At 62.9% G+C, this 22,169-nt stretch carries 25 protein-coding genes and 1 pseudogene; 19 read left to right on the top strand and 7 right to left on the bottom strand.

Translation table 11 applies throughout. From position 1 onward, the window contains the following. Positions 1 to 180: 180 nt before the first annotated feature. The 6 genes from cobA to G9X68_RS13545 all read left to right on the top strand — a co-directional run bounded on the left by cobA (position 181) and on the right by G9X68_RS13545 (position 5,183). Entirely contained in the window at positions 181 to 1,020 is an 840-nt protein-coding gene (gene cobA / locus G9X68_RS13570; protein ID WP_171602789.1) for a uroporphyrinogen-III C-methyltransferase, read from the top strand. Beyond that, on the top strand, positions 1,017 to 2,324 hold the full coding sequence (locus tag G9X68_RS13565) for a cobyrinic acid a,c-diamide synthase CobB (protein WP_171602788.1): 1,308 nt from the start codon (positions 1,017 to 1,019) through the stop codon (positions 2,322 to 2,324). Before cobA ends, G9X68_RS13565 begins: the two co-directional genes overlap by 4 nt. Continuing rightward, a complete protein-coding gene (gene cobD / locus G9X68_RS13560; protein ID WP_171602787.1) occupies positions 2,321 to 3,346 on the top strand; it encodes a threonine-phosphate decarboxylase CobD in 1,026 nt (341 codons plus the stop codon). Before G9X68_RS13565 ends, cobD begins: the two co-directional genes overlap by 4 nt. Continuing rightward, positions 3,343 to 4,323, top strand: a complete 981-nt coding sequence (cbiB, locus tag G9X68_RS13555; protein ID WP_171602786.1) for an adenosylcobinamide-phosphate synthase CbiB — start codon at positions 3,343 to 3,345, stop codon at positions 4,321 to 4,323. Before cobD ends, cbiB begins: the two co-directional genes overlap by 4 nt. Positions 4,324 to 4,403: 80 nt before the next feature. Continuing rightward, the gene (locus G9X68_RS13550) at positions 4,404 to 4,604 is read left to right on the top strand and encodes an ECs_2282 family putative zinc-binding protein (protein ID WP_171602785.1); all 201 of its coding nucleotides are present in this window, start codon (positions 4,404 to 4,406) and stop codon (positions 4,602 to 4,604) included. 150 nt (positions 4,605 to 4,754) lie between these two features. Next, the gene (locus G9X68_RS13545) at positions 4,755 to 5,183 is read left to right on the top strand and encodes a L,D-transpeptidase (RefSeq protein WP_129420337.1); all 429 of its coding nucleotides are present in this window, start codon (positions 4,755 to 4,757) and stop codon (positions 5,181 to 5,183) included. Positions 5,184 to 5,296: 113 nt separating this feature from the next. On the opposite strand, the gene G9X68_RS13540 is transcribed toward G9X68_RS13545, so the two are convergent. After that, on the bottom strand, positions 5,297 to 6,019 hold the full coding sequence (locus tag G9X68_RS13540; protein ID WP_171602784.1) for a Crp/Fnr family transcriptional regulator: 723 nt from the start codon (positions 6,017 to 6,019) through the stop codon (positions 5,297 to 5,299). Positions 6,020 to 6,462: 443 nt separating this feature from the next. Here G9X68_RS13540 and G9X68_RS13535 point away from each other — a divergent pair, with 443 nt between their 5' ends. The 7 genes from G9X68_RS13535 (at position 6,463) to G9X68_RS13505 (ending at position 12,909) form a co-directional block, all read left to right on the top strand. Further along, complete coding sequence (locus G9X68_RS13535) at positions 6,463 to 6,741, top strand: acyl carrier protein (RefSeq protein ID WP_003540486.1); 279 nt, start codon at positions 6,463 to 6,465, stop codon at positions 6,739 to 6,741. Between the two features lie 204 nt (positions 6,742 to 6,945). Further along, entirely contained in the window at positions 6,946 to 7,428 is a 483-nt protein-coding gene (locus G9X68_RS13530; RefSeq protein WP_171602783.1) for a 3-hydroxyacyl-ACP dehydratase FabZ family protein, read from the top strand. Continuing rightward, the gene (locus G9X68_RS13525) at positions 7,425 to 8,630 is read left to right on the top strand and encodes a beta-ketoacyl-ACP synthase (protein WP_171602782.1); all 1,206 of its coding nucleotides are present in this window, start codon (positions 7,425 to 7,427) and stop codon (positions 8,628 to 8,630) included. Before G9X68_RS13530 ends, G9X68_RS13525 begins: the two co-directional genes overlap by 4 nt. A 12-nt stretch (positions 8,631 to 8,642) precedes the next feature. Further along, positions 8,643 to 9,929: a beta-ketoacyl-ACP synthase gene (locus tag G9X68_RS13520; RefSeq protein WP_171602781.1), complete on the top strand. Its 1,287-nt coding sequence runs from the start codon at positions 8,643 to 8,645 to the stop codon at positions 9,927 to 9,929. 56 nt (positions 9,930 to 9,985) lie between these two features. Continuing rightward, positions 9,986 to 11,014, top strand: a complete 1,029-nt coding sequence (locus G9X68_RS13515; protein WP_129420340.1) for a zinc-binding dehydrogenase — start codon at positions 9,986 to 9,988, stop codon at positions 11,012 to 11,014. A 4-nt stretch (positions 11,015 to 11,018) separates the two neighbouring features. Further along, positions 11,019 to 11,954, top strand: coding sequence for a lipid A biosynthesis lauroyl acyltransferase (locus G9X68_RS13510; protein WP_171602780.1), 936 nt, complete (start codon positions 11,019 to 11,021; stop codon positions 11,952 to 11,954). Between the two features lie 238 nt (positions 11,955 to 12,192). After that, positions 12,193 to 12,909: a PAS domain-containing protein gene (locus tag G9X68_RS13505; protein ID WP_171602779.1), complete on the top strand. Its 717-nt coding sequence runs from the start codon at positions 12,193 to 12,195 to the stop codon at positions 12,907 to 12,909. Positions 12,910 to 13,037: 128 nt separating this feature from the next. Here the strand turns inward: G9X68_RS13505 and G9X68_RS13500 are convergent, their stop codons facing one another. The 3 genes from G9X68_RS13500 to G9X68_RS13490 all read right to left on the bottom strand — a co-directional run bounded on the left by G9X68_RS13500 (position 13,038) and on the right by G9X68_RS13490 (position 14,658). Next, positions 13,038 to 13,397: a VOC family protein gene (locus G9X68_RS13500; protein WP_171602778.1), complete on the bottom strand. Its 360-nt coding sequence runs from the start codon at positions 13,395 to 13,397 to the stop codon at positions 13,038 to 13,040. Then, positions 13,398 to 13,796: a polyketide cyclase gene (locus G9X68_RS13495; protein WP_017988601.1), complete on the bottom strand. Its 399-nt coding sequence runs from the start codon at positions 13,794 to 13,796 to the stop codon at positions 13,398 to 13,400. It abuts the gene before it with no gap. Between the two features lie 70 nt (positions 13,797 to 13,866). Then, complete coding sequence (locus G9X68_RS13490) at positions 13,867 to 14,658, bottom strand: helix-turn-helix domain-containing protein (protein WP_171602777.1); 792 nt, start codon at positions 14,656 to 14,658, stop codon at positions 13,867 to 13,869. A 210-nt stretch (positions 14,659 to 14,868) separates the two neighbouring features. Between G9X68_RS13490 and gndA the strand changes: the two genes are divergently transcribed. From gndA to G9X68_RS13465, 5 genes and pseudogenes are all read left to right on the top strand, one after another. Further along, the gene (gene gndA / locus G9X68_RS13485) at positions 14,869 to 16,320 is read left to right on the top strand and encodes an NADP-dependent phosphogluconate dehydrogenase (RefSeq protein ID WP_171602776.1); all 1,452 of its coding nucleotides are present in this window, start codon (positions 14,869 to 14,871) and stop codon (positions 16,318 to 16,320) included. Positions 16,321 to 16,402: 82 nt separating this feature from the next. Continuing rightward, a pseudogene (locus G9X68_RS13480) lies at positions 16,403 to 16,576 on the top strand (carbon-nitrogen hydrolase family protein); the annotation flags it as partial. A 13-nt stretch (positions 16,577 to 16,589) separates the two neighbouring features. Continuing rightward, entirely contained in the window at positions 16,590 to 17,084 is a 495-nt protein-coding gene (locus G9X68_RS13475; RefSeq protein ID WP_171602775.1) for a GNAT family N-acetyltransferase, read from the top strand. 56 nt (positions 17,085 to 17,140) lie between these two features. Then, on the top strand, positions 17,141 to 17,650 hold the full coding sequence (locus G9X68_RS13470; RefSeq protein ID WP_171602774.1) for a GNAT family N-acetyltransferase: 510 nt from the start codon (positions 17,141 to 17,143) through the stop codon (positions 17,648 to 17,650). A 99-nt stretch (positions 17,651 to 17,749) separates the two neighbouring features. Beyond that, positions 17,750 to 18,367: a class I SAM-dependent methyltransferase gene (locus G9X68_RS13465; RefSeq protein WP_171602773.1), complete on the top strand. Its 618-nt coding sequence runs from the start codon at positions 17,750 to 17,752 to the stop codon at positions 18,365 to 18,367. A 45-nt stretch (positions 18,368 to 18,412) separates the two neighbouring features. Here G9X68_RS13465 and G9X68_RS13460 read toward each other — a convergent pair whose 3' ends face one another. From G9X68_RS13460 to G9X68_RS13450, 3 genes are read right to left on the bottom strand one after another with little or no spacing between them, the layout of a single operon-like run. Further along, positions 18,413 to 18,958 (bottom strand): AAA family ATPase, encoded by a 546-nt coding sequence (locus tag G9X68_RS13460; RefSeq protein WP_171602772.1) that lies wholly within the window; start codon positions 18,956 to 18,958, stop codon positions 18,413 to 18,415. 14 nt (positions 18,959 to 18,972) lie between these two features. Next, the gene (locus tag G9X68_RS13455) at positions 18,973 to 20,049 is read right to left on the bottom strand and encodes a D-alanine--D-alanine ligase family protein (protein WP_171602771.1); all 1,077 of its coding nucleotides are present in this window, start codon (positions 20,047 to 20,049) and stop codon (positions 18,973 to 18,975) included. Positions 20,050 to 20,083: 34 nt separating this feature from the next. Continuing rightward, positions 20,084 to 20,698 (bottom strand): C39 family peptidase, encoded by a 615-nt coding sequence (locus G9X68_RS13450; RefSeq protein WP_171602770.1) that lies wholly within the window; start codon positions 20,696 to 20,698, stop codon positions 20,084 to 20,086. A gap of 175 nt (positions 20,699 to 20,873) precedes the next feature. Here G9X68_RS13450 and G9X68_RS13445 point away from each other — a divergent pair, with 175 nt between their 5' ends. Next, positions 20,874 to 21,782: a LysR family transcriptional regulator gene (locus G9X68_RS13445; RefSeq protein WP_171602769.1), complete on the top strand. Its 909-nt coding sequence runs from the start codon at positions 20,874 to 20,876 to the stop codon at positions 21,780 to 21,782. The last annotated feature ends 387 nt before the right edge of the window (positions 21,783 to 22,169 follow it).

Genomic DNA, 22,169 nt, shown 5'->3' with positions numbered 1-22,169 from the left:
AGGCCGGCCGCGCCGCGGCTAGCCTTTGTGATGATTTATAATGTATTCATATTGTTGGGTGGGTTTGTTGCGAAATCGAATCCGCCTTTTCACAAAGTGAGTCATAGCAATCTCAGCAACTTCCAGTGAGGTGACGGGCGCGGCGTTGACCTTACCCTTTGCGGGGCCTAGATCAGCAACATGATCGATGCCGCATTCTCCCATCTTCCGGTGCTTGAGCCGGGCAGCGTCTGGCTGGTCGGCGCCGGTCCCGGCGATCCCGGGCTTTTGACGCTGCTCGCCGCCAAGGGGCTTTTCGAGGCCGAGGTCATCGTCCACGATGCGCTGGTCAATGAGGAATGCCTGGCGCTGGCGCGGCCGGAAACGCTGGTGGAATATGCCGGCAAACGCGGCGGCAAGCCTTCAGCGAAACAGCGCGACATTTCGCTGCGGCTGGTGGAGCTGGCGCGTGCCGGCAAGCGGGTGCTGCGGCTGAAGGGCGGCGATCCCTTCGTTTTCGGCCGCGGCGGCGAGGAGGCGCTGACGCTGGTCGAGCACAATATCCCCTTCCGCATCGTGCCAGGCATCACCGCCGGCATCGGCGGGCTCGCCTATGCCGGCATCCCGGTGACGCATCGCGACATCAACCATGCCGTGACCTTCCTCACCGGCCATGATTCTTCCGGCATCGTGCCCGACAGGATCAACTGGGAGGCGATCGGCCGAGGTTCGCCCGTCATCGTCATGTACATGGCGATGAAGCATGTCGCCGAGATCAGCGCCCGCCTGATCGCCGCAGGCCGGCTGCCATCCGAGCCCGTCGCCTTCGTCTGCAATGCCGCCACCGGCCGGCAGCAGGTGCTGGAGACGACGCTCGGAGAGGCGACCGAGGCTGTTGCCGCTTCAGGGCTCGAACCGCCGGCCGTAGTCGTCGTCGGCGAGGTGGTGCGGCTCCGGGCTTCACTCGATTGGCTCGGTGCACTGGCTGGGCGGCGCTTGCTGCCCGATCCGTTCCGGCGGTCAGGCAAGGTGCGGGCATGAGCGGCCTCCTGATCGCAGCCCCTTCCTCCGGCGCCGGCAAGACGACGGTGACGCTCGGGTTGCTCAGGGCGCTTCGCCGGCGCGGTATTGCGGTCGCGCCCGGCAAGGCCGGCCCTGACTATATCGACCCGGCCTTCCATGCGGCGGCAAGCGGCGCGCCCTGCCTGAATTTCGACCCTTGGGCGATGCGCCCCGAGCTGATCTCGGCCAACTCAGCTCTTCACCGCTCAGGCGACCGCATTCTTGTCATCGAGGCGATGATGGGGCTTTTCGACGGCGCGGCTGACGGAAAGGGCACGGCCGCCGATCTTGCCGCCCAGCTCGGCCTTTCCGTGGTGCTCGTCGTCGATGCCTCGCGCATGTCGCAGTCGGTGGCGCCGCTGGTTGCCGGTTTTGCCGGTTTTCGCGCCGATGTCCGCGTTGCCGGCGTCATCCTCAACAAGGTCGGCAGCGACCGGCACGAGGCGATGCTGCGCCAGGCCCTTGAAGCTATCCGTATGCCCGTCATCGCCGTCATCGGCACCGACAAGGCGCTTTCCCTGCCGGAGCGCCATCTCGGTCTCGTCCAAGCCGGTGAACATGCGACCCTTGAAAGCTTCATCGATCACGCGGCGGATGCCGTCTCCGAGGAATGCAATTTCGAATTCCTGCTGCGCATCGCCAGGCAGGGGCTCAACCGGCCATCGGCCGCCAATATCGACCGGCTGATGCCGCTGGGCGCCCGTATCGCGGTGGCACGCGATGTCGCCTTTGCCTTTTCCTACGAGCATATGCTGCTCGGCTGGCGTCGCCGGGGTGCTGCGATCTCCTTCTTCTCGCCGCTTGCCGACGAGGCGCCGGCTGGCGATGCCGATGCGATCTATCTGCCCGGCGGTTATCCCGAGCTGTATGCAGGGCGGCTCGCGGAGGCGCAGAATTTCCGCGCCGGCATGCTTGACGCGGCGGCGCGCGACATCAGGATCTACGGCGAGTGCGGCGGCTACATGGTGCTTGGCGACGGGCTGATCGACGCGGAAGGGCGACGCCATGAAATGCTTGGTCTGCTGCCCGTCGTCACCAGCTATGCCAAGCGGAAACGCCATCTCGGCTATCGCCGTGTCATGCCGCTCGACGGCGCCTTCTTCGCGCGGACGATGACGGCGCATGAATTCCACTATTCCACCGTCGTCTCCGAGGGCGAGGGGAAGCGACTGTTTGCAACGCAAGATGCACTCGGGACCGATCTGGGTGCTGCCGGGCTCCGGCGCGACCAGGTGGCGGGCTCCTACATGCATCTGATCGATCTGGCCGGAGCTGCCGCATGAGCGCACCGATCGCCCATGGCGGCGGCATCACCGCCGCTGCCGCCATCTTCGGCGGCAGGCCGGAAGACTGGCTCGATCTTTCCACCGGCATCAATCCATGCCCTGTCGCCCTGCCTGACATTCCGGCAAGGGCCTGGCATCGCCTGCCGGACCGGCATCTCGTCGATGAGGCAAGGCGCGCGGCGCGTGATCATTATGGCAGCGGTGAGATCCTGCCGCTCCCCGTGCCCGGCACGCAATCGGTGATCCAGCTTCTGCCGCGCCTCATCGAGGCGGGCAGGGGAACCACGACGGACAAGAGGGTTGCCGTGGCCGTGGTGTCGCCGACCTATGGGGAATATGCTCGGGCTTTCACCTCGGCCGGTTTTGCCGTCGATGCGGTCGGCGATGTCGCCGCGGTCCGCGCCGAGCATCTGTTGGCCGTCGTTGTCAATCCGAACAATCCAGACGGCAGGGCCTGGCCGGCCGAAACGCTGATTGCCCTCCACGACAGAATGAAAGCGGCAGGCGGGCTTCTCGTCGTTGATGAGGCTTTCGGAGATACCGATCCGGCGCTGAGCCTCGCAGCTCGCGTGCAAGAACTTTCCAACCTGATCATCTTCCGCTCCTTCGGCAAGTTTTTCGGGCTTGCCGGCCTGCGGCTCGGTTTTGCGATTGCGCGGGATGATATTCTCGCGCGTTTCGAAGACTGGCTCGGCCCCTGGGCGGTCTCCGGCCCGGCTCTTTCGATTGCAGGTTCGCTGCTGCGCTCGGACGTTGCTCCGATCCGCAGCCGCATCAATGAGCGTTGCGCCGGTCTGCATGCAGTGCTGAAGGGCGCGGGATTGCGGATGGCGGGAGGGACGGCGCTGTTTACCCTTGTCGCCGATGCGAGAGCCGGCGACATTTACACGCATCTCTGCCGCCATCATATTCTCGTCCGCAAGTTCGATTATGCGCCGGAGTGGCTGCGTTTCGGGCTGACGCCCGATGTGGCGGCGGACAGGCGGCTTAGCCAAGCCCTTCAGAGATTTGAGCAATGACGATCGACGAAAACCTTCTCGTGCTGCTTCTGGCGCTCCTGCTCGACCGGATCGTCGGCGATCCGCAATGGCTGTGGTCGCGGGTGCCGCATCCCGTCGCCATCTTCGGCGCGGCGATCTCCTATGCCGACCAGCAGCTCAATCCATCAAGCCTGACGGGTTCGCAACGCCGGATGAACGGCGTCGCCGCTATCCTGGCGCTGCTTCTTCTGGCAGGGGCCGCAGGGTTCGTGTTCGACCGGTTCTTCGCGCTGTTCGGCCTTGCCGGCATTCTGCTGGAAACGGGGCTGGTGGCGATCTTCCTGGCGCAAAAAAGTCTTGCCGATCATGTCGCAGCCGTTGCCGTCGCCTTACGCGACGAGGGGCTTGCCGGCGGGCGATCCGCGGTCTCACGCGTCGTCGGGCGCGATCCCGAGACTTTGGACGAACCGGCCGTGTGTCGCGCGGCGATCGAAAGCCTTGCCGAGAATTTCTCCGATGGCGTGGTGGCGCCGGCGCTCTGCTATGCTGTCTTCGGCCTGCCGGGACTGCTCGTCTACAAGATGCTGAACACAGCCGATTCGATGATCGGCCACAGGTCGGAAAAATACATCGATTTCGGCTGGGCGGCGGCCCGGCTCGACGATATCGCCAACTGGCCGGCTGCCCGCCTCTCGATCCTGCTGATCGCCGCCGGCGCCTGGATCAGGCGCGGCACCAGTGCCAGCCGAGAAGCGGTTCGGGTGGCGATGCGCGATGGCGGCCTGCACCGCTCGCCGAATTCCGGCCGTCCGGAAGCGGCAATGGCCGGTGCGCTCAATGTCCAGCTCGCCGGCCCCCGGGTCTATGGCGGCGTCCTCGTGGCAGAGCCGATGATCAACAATCCCGGGCGCGATATGGCCACTGCGGCCGACATCGAGGACGGCGTTTCGGTGTTCTATGCCAGCTGCATGGTGCTTACGGGCATCATCTTCGGGCTGTTCTTGTGTTTTCTCTAGGGTACCCCACGCCCGGTGGACATGGCCGCCGCAAAGGTTTATTCGAACCGCCTCATATCTTATCAGACGGAAACAGAGCGATGACAGTTCAGGTTGAATTACCGTGCCCGAAGTGCAAGAGCACCAAGATGAAGTTCGAGCGCCCGGAGATCCAGGAGACCGACATCATCACCTGCGCTGCCTGCGGCCATAATCTCGGTACGATGGCCTCGATCCGCGAGAAGATGAACAAGGCCTATCAGCGGCTGAATCAGCCTTCGGCGGCGCGCAAGCTGCAGTAAGCGGGCGCTGCGTTCTTACGGTGCATCGTGTCCGGCCTGCCCCGTTAAAATTGTGATTACCATTCGGATTAAAGCAATCTAATAAGTATTGCCGTAGTCTCTCTTTCGTGAGGGCGCAATTAAGCTGCGCGAGTTCGAAGAGGGGTTATGATGAAGACGATTTTGGCGGCTGCGGCCGCAAGTTTATTGCTGCAGTTTTCTCCTGTTGCCGCTCAGGCAGCAACGCTGGTCGCCAATATCAGCATCGGCAAGCAGACGATGACTGTTTCCGAGAACGGCTTCGTCAAGTATCGGTGGAAGGTTTCGACCGCGCGCAACGGCTATGTCACGCCGACCGGTTCGTGGCGCGCCAAGTGGCTGTCGCGCGATCACCGCTCCAGGAAATACGACAATGCGCCGATGCCCTACGCCGTATTCTTCAACGGCGGTTATGCCGTTCACGCCACTTTCGACCTGAAGCGCCTGGGTCGGCCGGCTTCGCATGGCTGTGTTCGGCTGCATCCCGACAATGCCGCCCAGTTCTTCTCGCTGACGCGGCAGGCCGGCCTTGCCAATACCCGCGTGGTCATTACGCGCTAACCCAACGGGTTATGCGCCGCGCTGATCTCGGATCAGCAAATCGACAGCTGATCCCCCTTTTATGCGCTGATCTCAGATCAGCGCCTGACCCGAAATCGGCAGCTGATCCCAGTTTACGCGCTGATCATCCGCTCCAGCTCATCCATGTCGGGAACGATGATATGTCGGAAGTTCTCGATGCGAATGACGCCGCTCTTGCGCAGCCTGGTCATCTGGCGGCTGACGGTTTCGATCGTCAGCCCGAGGAAGTCGGCGATCTCGGCGCGGGATAGCGGCAGGTCGAAGGCGGTGCTCGTGGCCGTTTGCGGTTCGGCGTGGGTGGCGATGAGGTGGAGCAGGCTTGCGACCTTCTCCTCGGCGGTGCGCCGGCCGAGCGTCAGCATCCATTCGCGCGCGGCATCCAGCTCCGTCAGCGCCTGATCGTGCAGGCTGCGCTGCAGTTCCGGCCTCTCCGATATCATGCGGTCGAGCAGGTTGCGCGGGAAGACGCAGATTTCGGAATCGGTCGCAGCCTCGGCCGACAGCGTGCTTTCGCGCACGAAGGGCCTGCCGACGAAATCGGGGGAGAATTGCAGGCCGACGATCTGCTGGCGCCCGTCCGGCATCACCTTGCAGAGTTTCACCACCCCGCGCATGATGTTCGAATAGAAAGAGCTTTCCGAGCCTTGAGCGATGATCTCGCTGCCGGCATCGACCTTGCGGCGCAGCGAGTGGCGGCCGAGTTCCCGGAGCTGGCTGCCCGACAGCGCGCCGCAGACGACGCCGTGCCGCGCCTGGCAGGAACGGCAGGCGACGAGAGTGCCGGCGTCGGAAACCTCACTGCGTGCGACGTCCATGTCCTGATCCCTTCGAAATCCGCGTGTGCCGGTATGGCTGCGCATGCCGGGCGTGCTGGGCATACCCTAGACGATTACGCCGCGATTGCGGGTTCGGCTATCCCGATTTCTTCCAGCGCGGCTTGATGATTATCAATTTCGCCGGGATCGCGATTTGATCCAGATCAAAGTTTCCGTGCCCTGGCTGTTGTTGTTGGAGGCGCCTGCGCCGAGAAGAGGCCGTCCGCGGGCTTGATTCGGACGGCTTCTTCGCCCCGCCGGCGGGGCGAACTTTCTGCTGCGGCATCGCCTCGTGCCCTGGGTGACGGCAAAGGCCGGCATTCCATTGCTGTTTAGGCAACACCCAGCCGGCAAATTGCCGCAACGCCGGGACGAAAGCATTGGCTTTTGAAATGGATTTGCCTATGAGGGGGTTTAAATCGTCATTTCATGAGGTACAGCGCGTGACCGCTACATTCGATAAAGTTGCCGACATTATTGCAGAAACCAGCGAGATCGACCGCGCGACGATCACGCCGGAGAGCCATACGATCGACGACCTCGGTATCGACAGCCTCGATTTCCTCGACATCGTCTTTGCGATCGACAAGGAATTCGGCATCAAGATCCCGCTCGAAAAGTGGACGCAGGAAGTCAACGAAGGCAAGGTTTCCACCGAAGAATATTTCGTGCTGAAGAACCTCTGCGCCAAGATCGACGAGCTCAAAGCAGCCAAGGCCTGAGCGATATAACAGTCTTTTTTGAACGCCCTGCCGCCGTGAATATGGCGGCCGGGCGGTTTCGTTCCTAACTAGTGCATGCCGCCCAAAAGTGCGCAGCGGTTTTGGGACAACGGCATGCATAAAAACAAAGACCTAAAGTGCGAACCAGACGCGCTTTAGGCGTCACCGGCGGGCGGATCTGGCCTGTCGGGCCGGAGGATCCGAATGCTGCTGGAATATTTCCAGATGATTGACCGCGTCGAAGCGGTGGACCTGAAGAAGGGCACGCTTAAGGCGCGATCCGTCGTGCCGGCCAAGAGCCCCGTCTTCGAGGGTCATTTTCCCGGAATGCCGCTGGTTCCCGGCGTGCTCCTGATCGAGACCATGGCCCAGGCCTCCGGCATGCTGGTGCTTGCCGTCACCAATTTTGCCGCCATGCCCTTCCTGATGGCGGTCGACGGCGCCAAGATGCGCACCTTCGTCGAGCCGGAAGCCGTGCTCGACATCGAGGCGGTGCTGGAGCATGACGGTTCGGGTTTTGCGGTCACCAAGGCTAAAATCACCAGCGGCGGCAAGAAGGTCTGCGATGCGCAGCTGAAACTGCGCACCATGCCGTTTTCCGAGGTGCCGCTCGGCGATATCGTGAAGAAACGTGCCGGCGAGATCGGGCTTCTCGAAGCGATCGCGGCGCAGGGAGTGATTGGATGAGCAAGGCTGCAAACGACGTCGTTATCTCGGGCATCGGCATCGTCACCTGTCAGGGCGTCGGCAAGGACGCGCATATCGCGCTGCTTTCGGCCGCGAGCAGCCCGAAGGCGATCGTCGAGACCGAGAAGTTCAAGCCCTATCCGGTGCATCCGCTGCCCGAGATCGACTGGTCGCAGCAGATTGCCAAGCGCGGCGATCAGCGCCAGATGGAGAATTGGCAGCGCATCGGTGTCTTTGCCGCCGGCCTTGCGCTCGACGATGCCGGCTTCAAGGATGATATCGAAGCCTGCGGCACGATGGACATGATCGTGGCAGCCGGGGGCGGCGAGCGCGACATCAATGTCGACACACTGATCGTCGACGAGGCGCTGAAGCGCAATGACCGCGAGTTGCTGCTCAACGAGAAGCTGACGACCGAGTTGAGGCCGACACTGTTCCTCGCCCAGCTTTCCAACCTGCTCGCCGGTAATATCTCGATCGTGCACAAGGTCACCGGTTCCTCGCGCACCTTCATGGGCGAGGAAGCGGCCGGCATATCCGCCGTCGAAACCGCCTTCTACCGCATCAAATCAGGCGAATCCTCGCATGCGCTTGTTGGAGGCGCCTTCGCGGCTGAACGGCCGGATATGATCCTGCTCACCGAAGCGATCGGCGCTCATGCGCGCGGCGACTGGGTGCCGCTCTGGTCGCGCAAGCCGAGCGACGGCGGCGGCATGATCACCGGTTCGGCAGGCGCCTTCCTGGTGCTCGAATCGCGCAGACACGCCGAAGCCCGCGGCGCCCATATCTATGCCGTCATCGACGCGGTCGAGGGCGACCGCGGCAACCGCAATTCCGGCAATCTCGAAGTCCGGCTGGAGCGGCTCTTGGCGCCGGCTGCCGGGCTTGCCGCTGAGAGCACGGCGATCTTTTCCGGATCGACCGGCATGCACGATCTTGCCGCTCGCGAGCGGGCGGTGCTCGAGCATCAATTGCCCGACGTTGCGATCCGCGGCTTCGGCGGCGTCACCGGCCATACGATCGAGACGCAGTTCACCCTGGGTCTGGCGCTTGCAGCCCTTGCCGTCGACGGCAGGGCCAAGGTTCCGCCCTTCGACGCCGCCCATGAGGCGCCGATGCGGGCAGGGGCCACGGCCGCCGTCGTGACCACGGTCGGACACCAGCGCGGCGAGGGCGTTGCCGTTCTTTCCGCAGACGCGTGAGGAGTGAGAGATATGACAGCTTCCGCTTATAGAGATCACCTCGGCCGTCCGATCGTGGCTGTTACCGGCATGGGCATCATCACCTCGCTCGGCCAAGGCCTCAGCGACAACTGGGCAGCGCTTTCGTCAGGCACGTCGGGCATCCACGAGATCAACCGCTTCCCGACCGAAGGCCTATCGACGCGGATCGCCGGCACCGTCGATTTTATCGGCATTCCGGCGCCGAACGCTGTCGAGCGCTCCTATGCCTTCGCCCGCGAGACGACGATCGAGGCGCTTGCCGATGCCGGCCTTTCCGGCGATTTCAACGGCCCGCTGTTTCTCGCTGCCCCGCCGATCGAACCGGAATGGAGCGCGCGTTTCGAGCTTGCCGACCGTTCGCCGGCTTCCGACCATCCAGGGGATGCCTATGAGCGCTTCCTGACGGCGCTGCGCCAGCGTCCGGATCCTGCCTTCCATGAGGCCGCCCTGTTCGGCGCGATTTCCGAGCGCCTTGCCGACCGGTTCGGCACCCGAGGCCTTCCCGTCACGCTGTCGACGGCCTGCGCCTCCGGCGTCACGGCGATCCAGCTCGGCATTGAGGCGATCCGCCAAGGCCGTACGGATCGCGCGCTGACGGTCGCAACCGACGGATCGCTGAGTGCCGAAGCGCTGATCCGCTTCTCGTTGCTGTCAGCCCTTTCGACACAGAACGATCCGCCGACCAAGGCTTCCAAGCCGTTCAGCAAGGATCGCGACGGCTTCGTCATCGCCGAAGGTGCAGCGACCCTGGTGCTGGAATCGCTGGAATCAGCGGTTGCCCGCGGCGCCAAGGTGCTGGGCATCATGAAGGGCGCCGGCGACAAGGCCGACAGCTTCCACCGTACCCGGTCGTCGCCCGACGGCGGCCCGGCAATTGCGACGATCCGCGCGGCCCTTGCCGATGCCGGCATCGACGAGAGCGGTATCGGCTACATCAATGCGCATGGCACCTCGACGCCTGAGAACGACAAGATGGAGTATGGCGCGATGTCGGCTGTGTTCGGTGATCGGCTCGTCGGCATTCCGGTGTCGTCCAACAAGTCGATGATCGGCCATACGCTGACGGCGGCGGGCGCCGTCGAGGCGGTGTTCTCGCTGCAGACGATGTTGACCGGAACGCTGCCGCCGACCATCAACTACAATAACCCCGATCCGTCGATCGTTCTCGATGTCGTGCCGAACAAGAAGCGGGAAGCTCAGGTTTCAGCCGTGCTTTCCAACTCCTTCGGCTTCGGCGGGCAGAATGCCAGCCTTGTCATGGCGCTCGAACCGGCTTAAGCGGTTCGCGACAATTTCAAAACAAGAAGACCGTCTTGAAGGCGAGGGATTTTGCCATGCGCGCTTTGCAACTGATCGATGACCGCAAGCTTGAGATCACCGACCTGCCGGAACCGGACGCTCCTGGTGCCGGCGAGGTGACGCTGCGCGTCAAGGCGGTGGCGCTCAACCATATCGACGTCTGGGGCTGGCGCGGCATGGCATTCGCCAAGCGCAAGATGCCGCTGGTCATCGGTGCGGAAGCTTCTGGAGTCGTCGAGGCGATCGGCCCGGGCGTCGCCAACGTGCTGCCGGGCCAGCTCGTCTCCATCTACGGCGCGCGTACCTGCGGCCTTTGCCGCCCTTGCCGCGAAGGCCGCGACAATCTCTGCGAACATGTCTCGGGCGTGCACGGCTTCCATCTCGACGGCTTTGCGCAGGAGAAGGTCAACCTGCCGGCGCGCCTGCTGGTGCCGGCTCCTCCCGGCGTCGATGCGATCGGCGCGGCGCTTGCTCCCGTCACCTTCGGCACGGTCGAGCACATGCTGTTCGACAATGCCAAGCTTGAGCCGGGCGAGACGATCCTCGTCCATGCCGGCGGCTCCGGCATCGGCACGGCGGCGATCCAGCTTGCCAAGAAGATCGGCTGCACCGTCATCACCACGGTCGGTTCGGACGACAAGATCGAAAAGGCCAAGGCGCTTGGCGCCGATCACGTGATCAACTACCGCACCGACCGTTTCGAAGGCGTGGTGCGCAAGCTCACCAAGAAGAAGGGCGTCGACGTCGTCTTCGAACATGTCGGCAAGGACACCTGGGCAGGCTCGATGCTCTGCATGAAGCGCGGCGGGCGCCTCGTCACCTGCGGCTCGACCTCGGGTGTTTCCACAGAGATGAACCTGATGATGCTGTTCCAGCAGCAGCTGAAGCTCTTCGGCTCCTTCGGCTGCCGCATGGAGAACATGGCGGATGCGATGCAGAAGATGGGTCGCGGGCTCGTCCATCCCGTCATCGATACGGAGGTCAGCTTCAGCGATATCGACCGGGCGCTGGAGCGGATGGAATCGCGCCAGATCTTCGGCAAGATCATCCTGAAGATGGATTGACCGCGTGAAGCTCTTCATCACCCGGATCGTTCTGGCGCTGAGGAATTTCCAGCAATGGCTGGTGGCTCAGGTGATGTTCGGCTTCCTGAATTTCCTGAAGCTGTTTCCGGCCGATGGCGCCATCCGTTTTGCCGACAGGACGATGCGCCGCCTCGGCCGGCTGACCAGCCGCCACAGATTGATGCTGACCAATCTCCGCAACGCCTTCCCTGAGAAGAGCGAGGCCGAGATCGAGGAGATCGCGCTTGGCAGCTGGGGCAATATGGGCCGGCTTGCGGCTGAATACGTCTTCCTCGATCAGCTGTTCGACTATGATCCCGAAAAGTCGGAGCCGGGCAGGGTAGAGGTGTCGGGCGTCCCGATCTTCCTCGACCTGCGTGACAATCCGCGCCCCTTCATCGTCTTTACCGGCCATACCGCCAATTTCGAGCTGCTGCCGGTGGCGGGTGCCGCCTTCGGGCTCAACGTCACCGTGCTCTTTCGGCCGCCGAATAATCCTTATGTCGCCAAGAAGGTGTTCGACTTCCGGAGCGCCCGCATGGGCAAGCTGGTGCCGTCGCATGCCGGCTCCTCCTTCGCGCTTGCCCGTCAGCTGGAAGCGGGCCAGGGCGTGGGCGTGCTGGTCGACCAGAAATTCCGTAAGGGGCTGAAGGGCACCTTCTTTGGTCGCGACGTCAAGACCAATCCGCTGCTGCCGAAGCTGGTGCGACAGTTCGACTGCGAAGTCTATCCGGCCCGCTGCATCCGACTGCCCGGAAATCGCTACCGGCTGGAAATCGAGCCGCGGCTAGACATGCCCCGCGACGCCAAGGGCAATCTCGACCTGCCGGCCGCCGCCCAGCTGCTCAACGACAAGGTGGAAAGCTGGGTGCGGGAATACCCGGAGCAATGGCTCTGGTATCATGATCGCTGGCAGATCAAGCAGACGCTCGTGCCTTAGTTGGAGCATGCTGTCGCCCGAAAACCGCTCACACTTTTCGGCATCATACTCTAAAAAAGGTCCACCCCCATTTATCAGCGGTGAAAAGCGGCAGCTGCTCTCGGATTGAAACTGAGGGCACTTCATGTTACCCGTCACCACCAAGACGCGAATAGTGTCTACCGGAAGGCGCATTTTTTGGAAATGCAGCATGTGAGGTTTCGGACTCGTCTCTTGGGCAATGGGAGTGGGAGGCGTCTTGCTGGAGCTTTTTCGAGCTTTTTCTTTGCGTTGCGTGCAAATCGAGGAAGCCATACGCCTGGGCGACGACCAGCGCGTCACGGCGCTCGACCGTCATGTCGAGCCGCTGGTCGAGGCAATCCTCGCCTGCCGGGCTGCCAATCTGCTCGAAGTCTACATGCAATTGCAGTTTGTGAGCCACCTGATCAGCCAGGATGCCGACGACAGCGCCAGCGTCACGGAGCACACGTCGGTGCTTTCCTACCTGCTCGACCGCTATTTCGGGGCGCATGGGCCGGACTGGCGCGTGCCTTCGCCGCAGGATGTGCGCATCGAGCCGCCGCCAGCCTATGTGCCGGATACCGACAATGGCCAATTCCTCAACGCGGTGATCCTCGAAAGCCTGCCGGACCGCGTGGCGGTGCTGACAAGGGACTATCGCTACCTCTATTCCAATCCAGCCAACAGCGCCCATCTCAACAGAAAGCCGATGGAACTCATCGGCCGCCACCTTTCCGAATTCATCGGCGAGGAGCGGTTTGCCGAATGCGCCAAGCATAAGCTCGACGCCTGTTTTGCCGGCGACCAGATCGACTATACCTATGAGCGCTCGGCCGGCAGCGGCGGATCGCGGCAGGTGCGCTGTCGCATGTCGCCGCTGCGCGATGCGGGCGGCACGGTGATCGGCGCCCTGCTCGTCATGGAAGATCTCGATCGGCTGTCGCAGGCCGCCTGAGCAATCCGGCTGCCTTGGGTAGTCTGGCTGGAGCGGTTTAGCTTTTCATGGAAACGCAGAACCGCTCTAAGTTTTTGTTTTTACGCATTCCGTACGGAAAACTGCTTCACACTTTTCCTGGATTTGCTCTAAGCGGTCGCCCAGACGGCGAGCTCGTAACCGTCGCGGTCGAGGAAGTGGAAGCGACGGCCGCCGGGAAAATCGGTGATCGGCCGGCAGATCGTGCCGCCGGCTCTTTCGACTGAGGTCAGCACTTCTTCCAGATCACTGGCATAGACGACGACCAGCGGGCCGCCCGGCCGAACCGGTCCGAAATCGGTAAAGCCGCCCTTCAGCCGGCCATCGTCGAATTCGCAATAATTGGGGCCGTAATCGGTGAAGCGCCAGCCGAAGGCCGAGCCGTAAAAGGCTTTGGCGGCAGCGATGTCGGCGACGTTGAATTCGACATAGTCGATGCGGCGGTCGTTGTTTTCTGTCTTCTCGGCCATCTATCTCTCCATCAGGGCTTTCAGCATGGCGAGATCCTTCTCGACATGGGCGGCATCGGCGGAAAACTGCGCGTCGGTCATGCCGGGCAGACGCAGCAGCGTGAACATGACCTCGCAGCCATCGCCGTTCGGAACGATGCGCAGGGCATTATAGACTCTGAGGCCGGATTCGATCGTCACCGTATGGTCGATCACGCCGAATTCATTGGCAGGCACGAAGCTCACCCTGATTTTTCCGAGAGCGCCATCGGCGACCCAGTCGGCACCATCAGGATCGAGACCGGTCGCAAGGCCGGAGGCCCAGAGCGGCATGTTCTCCGGCTTTCCGGCGAATTCATAGACGTCGCGCCAATCGCGCTCGATCGACCGGTGGATGATTTTCGCGGGCATTGTCGTCATGGCTTGCAGGTCCCTGTCATTTGGTTTCGTCAGAATAACAAACCTGCCGGCAGCGTCTTGAACAAAACGGTCAGTCGGCTCTTTTCCGCATGCCGAGCTGGTCGAAAATGACAGCGGGCGTCAGCGTCGAAAGCTCGCCGACCTCCCGTGTCATGTGGGGCTGGTCGGCAAAGCCAGCTTCTAGCGCAAGGCGGGCAAGCGGCATCGTGCCCGACTTGCGGCAGAGGTCGAGGAAACGCTGGAACCGACGGATCCGTTCCAGCGTCTTTGCGCCATAGCCGAAATGATGGTGGCAGCGGCGGCGCAGCTGCCTTTCGCTCATGCCGAGCCGGTCGAGCAGGCTGGAAGCCGGGCGACCGCTGTCGGCGGCGGCGAAAATCATGGCGGCGTCGCGGGCAGGCTCCTCCGCATCGCGCGCGATCTCTTCGAGCAGTCGGCCAAACAGCGCCCTCGCGGCTGAGGGGGCGGGACAATCCGCAAGCCGCGCTTCGAACTCGGCGGTGTCCTTCCGGCCGATGTCGGCAAGGGGTACCGAGCAGCCGACCAGTGCCGAGAGCGGCGTCTTCAGCCAGGGTGCCGCGGCGCCGGGCGCAAAACGTGCGCCGATGACAGTCGCGCCCGGCCGGATGACGGGAAAGGCCGCCGTCCTGTCGGGGCCGGCGACGACCAGCCGGCCGTCGATCCAGAGGAGATCGCAATAGCCATCCGGCACGATCGCCACCATTGCCGCCGGTCTGTCGTGGAGCGCATGCGACCAGAGCCGGCTGAAATGGCGTCGCAGCGTCGGCGGCGGCGCATATTCGCGGTAGCGGCCGGCGCGGGCCGCCAGGAGAGCCGTGTCTTTCCGTTTTTCCGATGCCAATGCGATATCTCCCGAGGCACTGATGATACCATGAGATAGGGCATTGCGGGCAGGACGCGCGAAAAACTTGCGGCTTCGGATTAAGCGGCAGCCGGTGGGTTGTCGGACAAACGGCGATATTGCAAGCCTCATTTCGTTGGCCTTTGCGAACCGATTAGACCCTTGCGAGACTTGCCGTTTGACCGAGACAGTGCCACAACACCGGTCCAAATGACACATCGGAGGTTTGTCGTGGAAAAGGCAGAAATCGGACTGATCGGCCTTGCGGTCATGGGCTCCAACCTGGCGCTCAACATCGCGGAGAAAGGCAATAAAATCGCTGTGTTCAACCGCACGCCGGAGAAAACCGACGAATTCTACGAAAGCGCCGGCGATCTGAAGAAGCAGATCATTCCCTGCAAGACCATCGAGGAATTCGTCGATGCGATCCGGCCGCCGCGTCCAATCATCATCATGATCAAGGCGGGCGAGCCCGTCGACCAGCAGATGGAGCTGCTGCGCCCGCATCTCTCCAAGGGCGACATCATGATCGATGCCGGCAACGCCAATTTCCGCGACACCGTCGCCCGCTTCGATCGGCTGAAGAATACCGATCTGACCTTCATCGGCATGGGTGTTTCCGGCGGCGAAGAAGGTGCGCGCCACGGCCCGTCGATCATGGTCGGCGGCACCGAAGAGTCCTGGAAGCGCGTCGAGAAGGTGCTGACCTCGATTGCCGCCCGCTACAATGACGAGCCCTGCGTCGCCTGGCTCGGCAATGACGGCGCCGGCCATTTCGTCAAGACCATCCATAACGGCATCGAATATGCCGACATGCAGATGATCGCCGAAATCTACGGCATCCTGCGCGACGGCCTCGGCAAGAGTGCCTCCGAAATCTCCGGCATCTTCGGCGAATGGAACAAGGGCCGGCTGAACTCCTACCTGATCGAAATCTCCGAGAAGGTGCTTGCCGCCACCGATCCGGTTTCCGGCGGGCCGATGGTCGACATGATCCTCGACAAGGCCGGCCAGAAGGGTACCGGCAAGTGGTCGGCGATCGAGGCGCAGAACATGGGCATTCCGGCAACGGCGATCGAAGCCGCCGTCGCCGCCCGCAGCCTCTCTTCGATGAAGTCGCAGCGTGAGGCCGCCGAGAAGATCTTCGGAACGCAGGCCGTGTCCTTCCCGATCGCTTACGGCCCCGAGCTCAACAAGGATCTGGAGCTGGCGCTTTTCGCTGCCAAGATCGGCGCCTATGCGCAGGGCTTCGCGGTGATGGCGGAAGCATCGCGCGAGTTCAACTGGTCGCTGCCGATGCCGACGATTGCCAGGATCTGGCGCGCCGGCTGCATCATCCGCTCGCAGTTCCTCGACGAGATCACCTCGGCCTTCACCAAGGCGCCTGATGCTGCAAACCTGATCGTCACGCCGGCTTTCTCCGACATGGTCAAGGAATCGATCCCGGCGCTGCGCCGTGTCGTCGGTGCCGCGATTGCCGCCGGCCTGCCGGTGCCGGCGCTGAGCTCGGCGCTCACCTATTTCGACGCCTATCGCCAGGGCAGGGGAACGGCAAACCTCATCCAGGCGCAGCGCGACTTCTTCGGCGCCCACGGTTTCGACCGCCTGGACGGCAAGGATTTCCACCACGGCCCCTGGGGCAGCGGTGCGTCGACCTTCTGAGGTTGCTGAGAAGAGATCGAGGAAAAGCCCGGCCGCCGCGCCGGGCTTTTTCGTGGTTGCATCGCTCAGGCCCCCTATTGCCGGCCTGTGGCTGATCTCGTCCGACGTGACAGGCGAGCGCGACGGGCGCATCGCCTGGGGGCCGACGGCGGTGCTGAACCCGGAAGGGCAGGTCGTGGCGCAACTGCCGCTGGAGGAACCCGGCTTGCTGGTCTTCGACTTTCCTTGCATAGAACCTGTGAGCTATCGCGCTTGAGGAATTGATAGAGATGCTTATCCGAGACGAAACGCCGGAGGATATCGACGCGATCCATGATCTGACCTGGACCGCCTTCAAGCCGATGCCTTACAGCGACGGGACGGAAGCGGAGATTGTCCGAAGACTTCGCGAAAACGGCGATCTAACGATATCGCTGGTCGCTGAGCAGGACGGCGAGATCCTGGGGCATGTCGCGTTTTCGCCGGTGACGATCGACGGCGCGCATGACGGCTGGTTCGGTCTTGGGCCGATATCGGTGAAGCCGGAGAGACAGCGGCAGGGGATCGGCAAGACGCTGATTGCCAGGGGTCTCGAACTGCTGAAGGGGATGGGTGCCAGCGGATGTGCCCTGATCGGCAATCCCGACATCTATAGCCGTGTCGGTTTCAGCAGTGACGGGCAACTGAAGTACCTCGACCTCGATACGCGGCTCGTGCAGCGGATTGTTTTTCGCGGATCCCCGCCAAGCGGGACGTTGCAATTCGCCCCGGCATTTGAAAGCTAGGATATTACCTTCAAGGGTCGAAACTCCAAACCCAAGCTGACAGAGAAGGCGACGGCATGTCCGAAATGGGCGCGATGACTATCCGAACCGAGCGTCTCAGGCTTCGCATGCCGGAGATCGACGATTTTGCCGCCTATGCGCAGCTGATGGCGTCGCCGCGATCGGTCGGAATGGGCGGCCCGTTCGATCTGCGCGCGGCGTGGGGGATGTTCTGTCACGACGTCGCTCTCTGGCAGCTTTTCGGGCACGGAGCGCTGATGATCGAGCTCAGCGAAACCGGCGAATGCGTCGGTCAGGTGGGGATCAATCACGGACCGCTCTTTCCAGAGAAGGAGCTCGGCTGGTTCGTCTATGAGGAATATGAGGGCAAGGGCTATGCCACCGAAGCGGCCCTGGCGCTGCGCGACTGGGCCCTTGCGACGCTCAAGCTGCCATCGCTCGTCAGCTATATCGCTCCCGGCAATGCTGCTTCCGTTGCCGTTGCGGAACGGCTGGGAGCGCGCCTCGATCCCGCAGCACCCCGAAGTGATCCTAAGGATCTGGTCTACCGTCACTTCGCTTCCTGAACCGAGAATATTGAGGCGCACTGCGACTGGTTGCGGACGTCTCAGTCCCTACATGTCGATCAGTTAGGATGTCGGGCTCCGCGAGAGATGGGATATCGGATGACAAGCGGGAAACGGGAACACTGGGACGAGGTCTACCGCACGAAATCTGCCGACAGTGTCAGCTGGTATCAGCCGACGCCCGGGCCTTCCTTGCGGGCGCTTGACGAGCTGCAACTGCCGGCCACGGCCTCGCTGATCGATGTGGGCGGCGGCGCATCAAACCTTGTCGACCGTCTCATTGAGCGCGGGTGGTCTGACCTGACTGTCCTCGACATCGCCGCGCCGGCGCTCGAGGTCGCCAAGGCGCGGCTGCGGGATGAAGCCGGCCGGATCGCCTGGGTGGTTACTGACGTCACGGCATGGCAACCCGACCGCCATTACGATGTGTGGCACGACCGCGCCGTCTTTCACTTCCTCACTGAGCCCGAGCAGCGGCTGGCCTACCGACGCGCGCTCGAAGCCGGCACGGTGGCGGGCAGCGTCGTAATCATCGCGACCTTTGCGCCGGACGGGCCGGAGCGATGCAGCGGCTTGCCGGTTCAACGTTACGACGCGGTGGCGCTTGCGACCGAATTCTCCTCCACCTTCGCGCTGCAGCGTGACTGGCGCGAGGAGCACGCAACACCCGCTGGTGGCCGGCAGTCGTTCCAGTGGTGCGTCTTTCGCAGGTGCTGAGCCCTCGGAGACGGCGGCCGACAGGCACGACCCTGATGATCTCGTCTACTGCTGCCTCGTTTCCCGAGAGAGGCAGTCGAGGATGAAATCCGCCCGGTCTGCGACTGCAATTTTCGGCAGCGTGACGACGTCGTAGCCGAGCGTCGGATAGATCGCGGCCAACCGGTCATATTCTGCGACCGCCTCGTCGAAGCCATGGCGCCGCTCGGGGTCGGTCGTGTAGATTTCTGGCCATGGCGGGGTCAGAAAAACCCTCTGGTGATAGCGGTGGGCGACGCTCAATTTTTCCAGCATCGGTTCTCCGGTGAGGTGTTGGAGCGCTGCCGCCGCATCGATCAGCCCACGGTCGAAAAACGTCCAGCCGGATTGCTCACGCGCCCCTGCGTGGTCGGCGATCGCCATGTGGATCGCGCGACGGGCGAAGGCCACCATGTCGACCCAGGGCAGGGCTGCGCCGTCGCCTTCAAGTTCTTGGCTGACGATCCGCCGGCCGGGCTCTTCGACGACGGCATGACCGCGGGCGGCAAGCTCCTGAAGCAGCGTCGATTTTCCGCCGCCGGAACATCCCGAAATCAAGACCGACTTGTTCATGTTCAAGCTCCCGCCTAGGCGGCCCGGCGGGCGCGCGCCAGGCCGTGATCGACGAGCCTGTCGATGATTTCGGCGTAACCGACGCCGCTTGCCGCCATCGCTTTGGAATACATGCTGATATCGGTGAAGCCGGGGATGGTGTTGATTTCATTGACGAGGAACTGCATGTCATCCGTCAGGAAGAAGTCGATGCGGGCCATGCCGTCGCAACCGACGGCCCGGAAGGCTCTGGCGGCCACGTCGCGCATGGCGGCCTCGACCTCCTGCGGCAGTTCGGCCGGCACTTTCAGCGCCGCACCTTTCTCGTCGATATATTTGGCATCGTAACTGTAGAAAGCGTGGCTTTCCGCCGGCACGATCTCGCCCGGCCGAGAGACGAAGAGTTCTCCTGCCGCATCCTCCAGCACACTGAATTCGATCTCCCGGCCACGCACGAATTCTTCGGCGAGCAGCGTGCGATCGTGGCGGAAGCCTTCGGCAAGGGCGGGCGCGAATTCCTGGCTGGCATGGACCTTGGCGACGCCGACCGACGATCCCTGCCGCGCCGGCTTGATGAAGAGCGGCAGGCCGAGTTCACCTTCGAGGGCTGCCAGCGAAGGGGCAGCACCCTGATGGATCGTCACCGCACGCGCTACCGGCAGGCCCGCCGCCCTCAGGAGGCGCTTGGCGATGTCCTTGTCGAGCGCTGCGGCGGAGCCGAGGATGCCGCAGCCGGCAAGCGGCACGCGAGCCACCTCCGCCACGCCTTGCACTGAGCCGTCTTCGCCATGGGGGCCGTGCAGCACGGGAAACAGGATGTCGATCCTTGCCAACTCATGCGGCGTGCCATGGGCCGGGATCGCCAGCATCCGGCCCCGTCCGCCCGGCACAAGGCAGATTTCGGTGCCCGATGAAGGCGTCGCCAATATGCCGTCTTCGAAATTGCTCAGCAGCCATTGTCCCGCGCGGGTGATGAAGATGGGGACGGCATCGTATTTTTCGGGCTTGAGCGCGCCCATGACATTGGTTGCCGAGAGCACGGAAACCTCATGCTCGGCCGAGCGGCCACCGAAGAGCACGGCAATGCGTAGCCTGTGTGGGGAAGGGGTCATGAAAGTCTCCAAAAACGATCTGGTGTTGAAAAGGTCAGGCGTCGACCGATATGCCGCGATTGGCGAAGAAGCGGTCGAAGACGGCAAGCGGCAGCGTCACATCGGCCTGGCTCGCTTCGTCGTGGCCGGACGGGTTGTGAAAACGGATCGTCTCCTGCGAGGCTGCCGTCACCAGCACCAGGTGTCCGCCCTTCGACGGCGGCTCGCGCTCAGGCCAGCGGATGCCCGAGTTCACCGAAGCGATGAAGAACCGGCGCTTCGACAGAAGGTCGGGAATGGCCGATGTCTCGACGCCGGTCACCGTCTCGGCGCTAAGCGCGAATCGGTCGGCGGCTAAGCGGACGAAGGGCGCGTAGATCAGCCCTTTGATCGATGCATCGATCTCGTTGACGACATAACCGCCATAGGCGGTGCAGGCGCGGGCCAGCTCGAGGGTTGAGTGGATCTCGCCGCGCGCGGCAAGAATCATCTTCAGGCAGGCCATGCCGCAGACATTCACCGCCCAGCGCGCATATTCTTCGATGGTCGCGGCCCCAGAATGGCGCCAGAGCGGATCGCTGAGCAGAGCCTGCGATCCCTCGGCAAGCACCGGCAACGTCATGCCGGGTGTTTCCCATTGGCTGAAATAAGGCACGCCGCTCTGCTGCATCCTGTCGATATCCCCCGTGGTTCGCCTTATGAGATGGCCGGCAATCTTGGCTTTTTTCGAACCGATGCCCCGCTTGCGAATCCAAGGCTAAGATGCAGTTTTCTTCAGGTCTACTTAATTAAAATAAGCATATAGGTTAGAAATTATGGCCGATTGATCAACCGGAGAAACGGGCTTGGATTTCTTCCGATTGCGCACGCTTCGCGAGCTCTCGCGCCGCGAGACGATGGCGGCGGTCGCCGACGCGCTGGGCATTTCCTCATCGGCCGTTTCCCAGCAGATCGCCCAACTGGAGGACGAAGTTGGAATCCCGCTCGTCGAGCGGCGCGGGCGAGGGGTGACGCTGACACCGGCAGGCCGGCGGCTCGTCCTGCATGCCGACCGAATATTCGCCGTCGTCGAGGAAGCCAAGACCGATATTGCCGAGCTGCAGAACATCGTCGCCGGCGACCTGAGGATCGCCGCCCAACCCTCCGCGGCTTCGTCCTTCATTGCCGCTGCGATGCGCCAGCTCGCCATCGACCATCCGCATCTCGACATCGTCATGACGACGATGGGACCTGCCGAAGGCGTGGCGGCCCTCGGAGCCTGGCAGGCCGATATCGTCGTTGCCGACGACATATCGTTCGATCCGCATACGCTGGAGGGCACGGTCGACACGCTGTTCCTCTGCCGCGACCAGCTCTTCGTGCTTCTGCCCGCAGGCCATAGGCTGGAGAGCGAGCCCGTCATCGAACTCGCCCAGCTGAGGGATGAACATTGGGCGCTCGACGTCGCCTCCAACGCCTATTCCATGGCCATCCGCAAGGCTTGCCGCGATATTGGTTTCGTGCCCGTCATCAACGGTTCCAGCGACAGTTTCGAAGTCGTGTTCGCGCTTGTCGAAGCCGGATGTTCGATTTCGGTGATGCCCGGACTGGCGCTTCGCGATTTCGGTGAAAAGCTGATTGTCAAGCCGCTGGCGCCATCCACCTACCGGGGCATCTATGCCATCACGCGACGCAGCGAGGGCCGCAACCCGAAGATCGCGACGGTGCTCGATCAACTGGTAAAGAGCGCGCCGCGGGATTTGAACAGATCCTGATTTTCGGGCGAATGCACTCTTGGCAGGAGCGATCATATCGGGCACTCTTGGGTTCATGATTATGGCAACTCAAGCAGCAGACGTTCGCGCACGCGACGCACGACTTACCACCACGGCCTCCTGATCGGAGCCGGCTAATACTGTCGTTTGCTTTCTCCTTATTTGCCTTGAGCCACCGTCCATGGACACCAGATCGTTTTCAAAGCCACATCGTGCTTTTTTCGTCCGGAGCGTCGCGCAGACGTCCTGCGCCGCAACTCCGCGCGCGTTTCGACTTAGCCGCGGCTGCCGGACGTCACCGGAGCACCGGCAGCCGTAGCTGCTCCTGAACCACAGAACGCCCCCATTTTTCAGGACACGCCGCCGCGGAGCCGGCCGGCGCCAGGA

The sequence above is a fragment of the Rhizobium changzhiense genome (genome assembly GCF_013087625.1).
In the GTDB taxonomy this organism is placed as follows: Bacteria; Pseudomonadota; Alphaproteobacteria; order Rhizobiales; family Rhizobiaceae; genus Rhizobium; species Rhizobium sophorae.
Note: the sequence above shows the minus strand (reverse complement) of the source record. Positions and strands in the feature narration are given on the sequence as shown.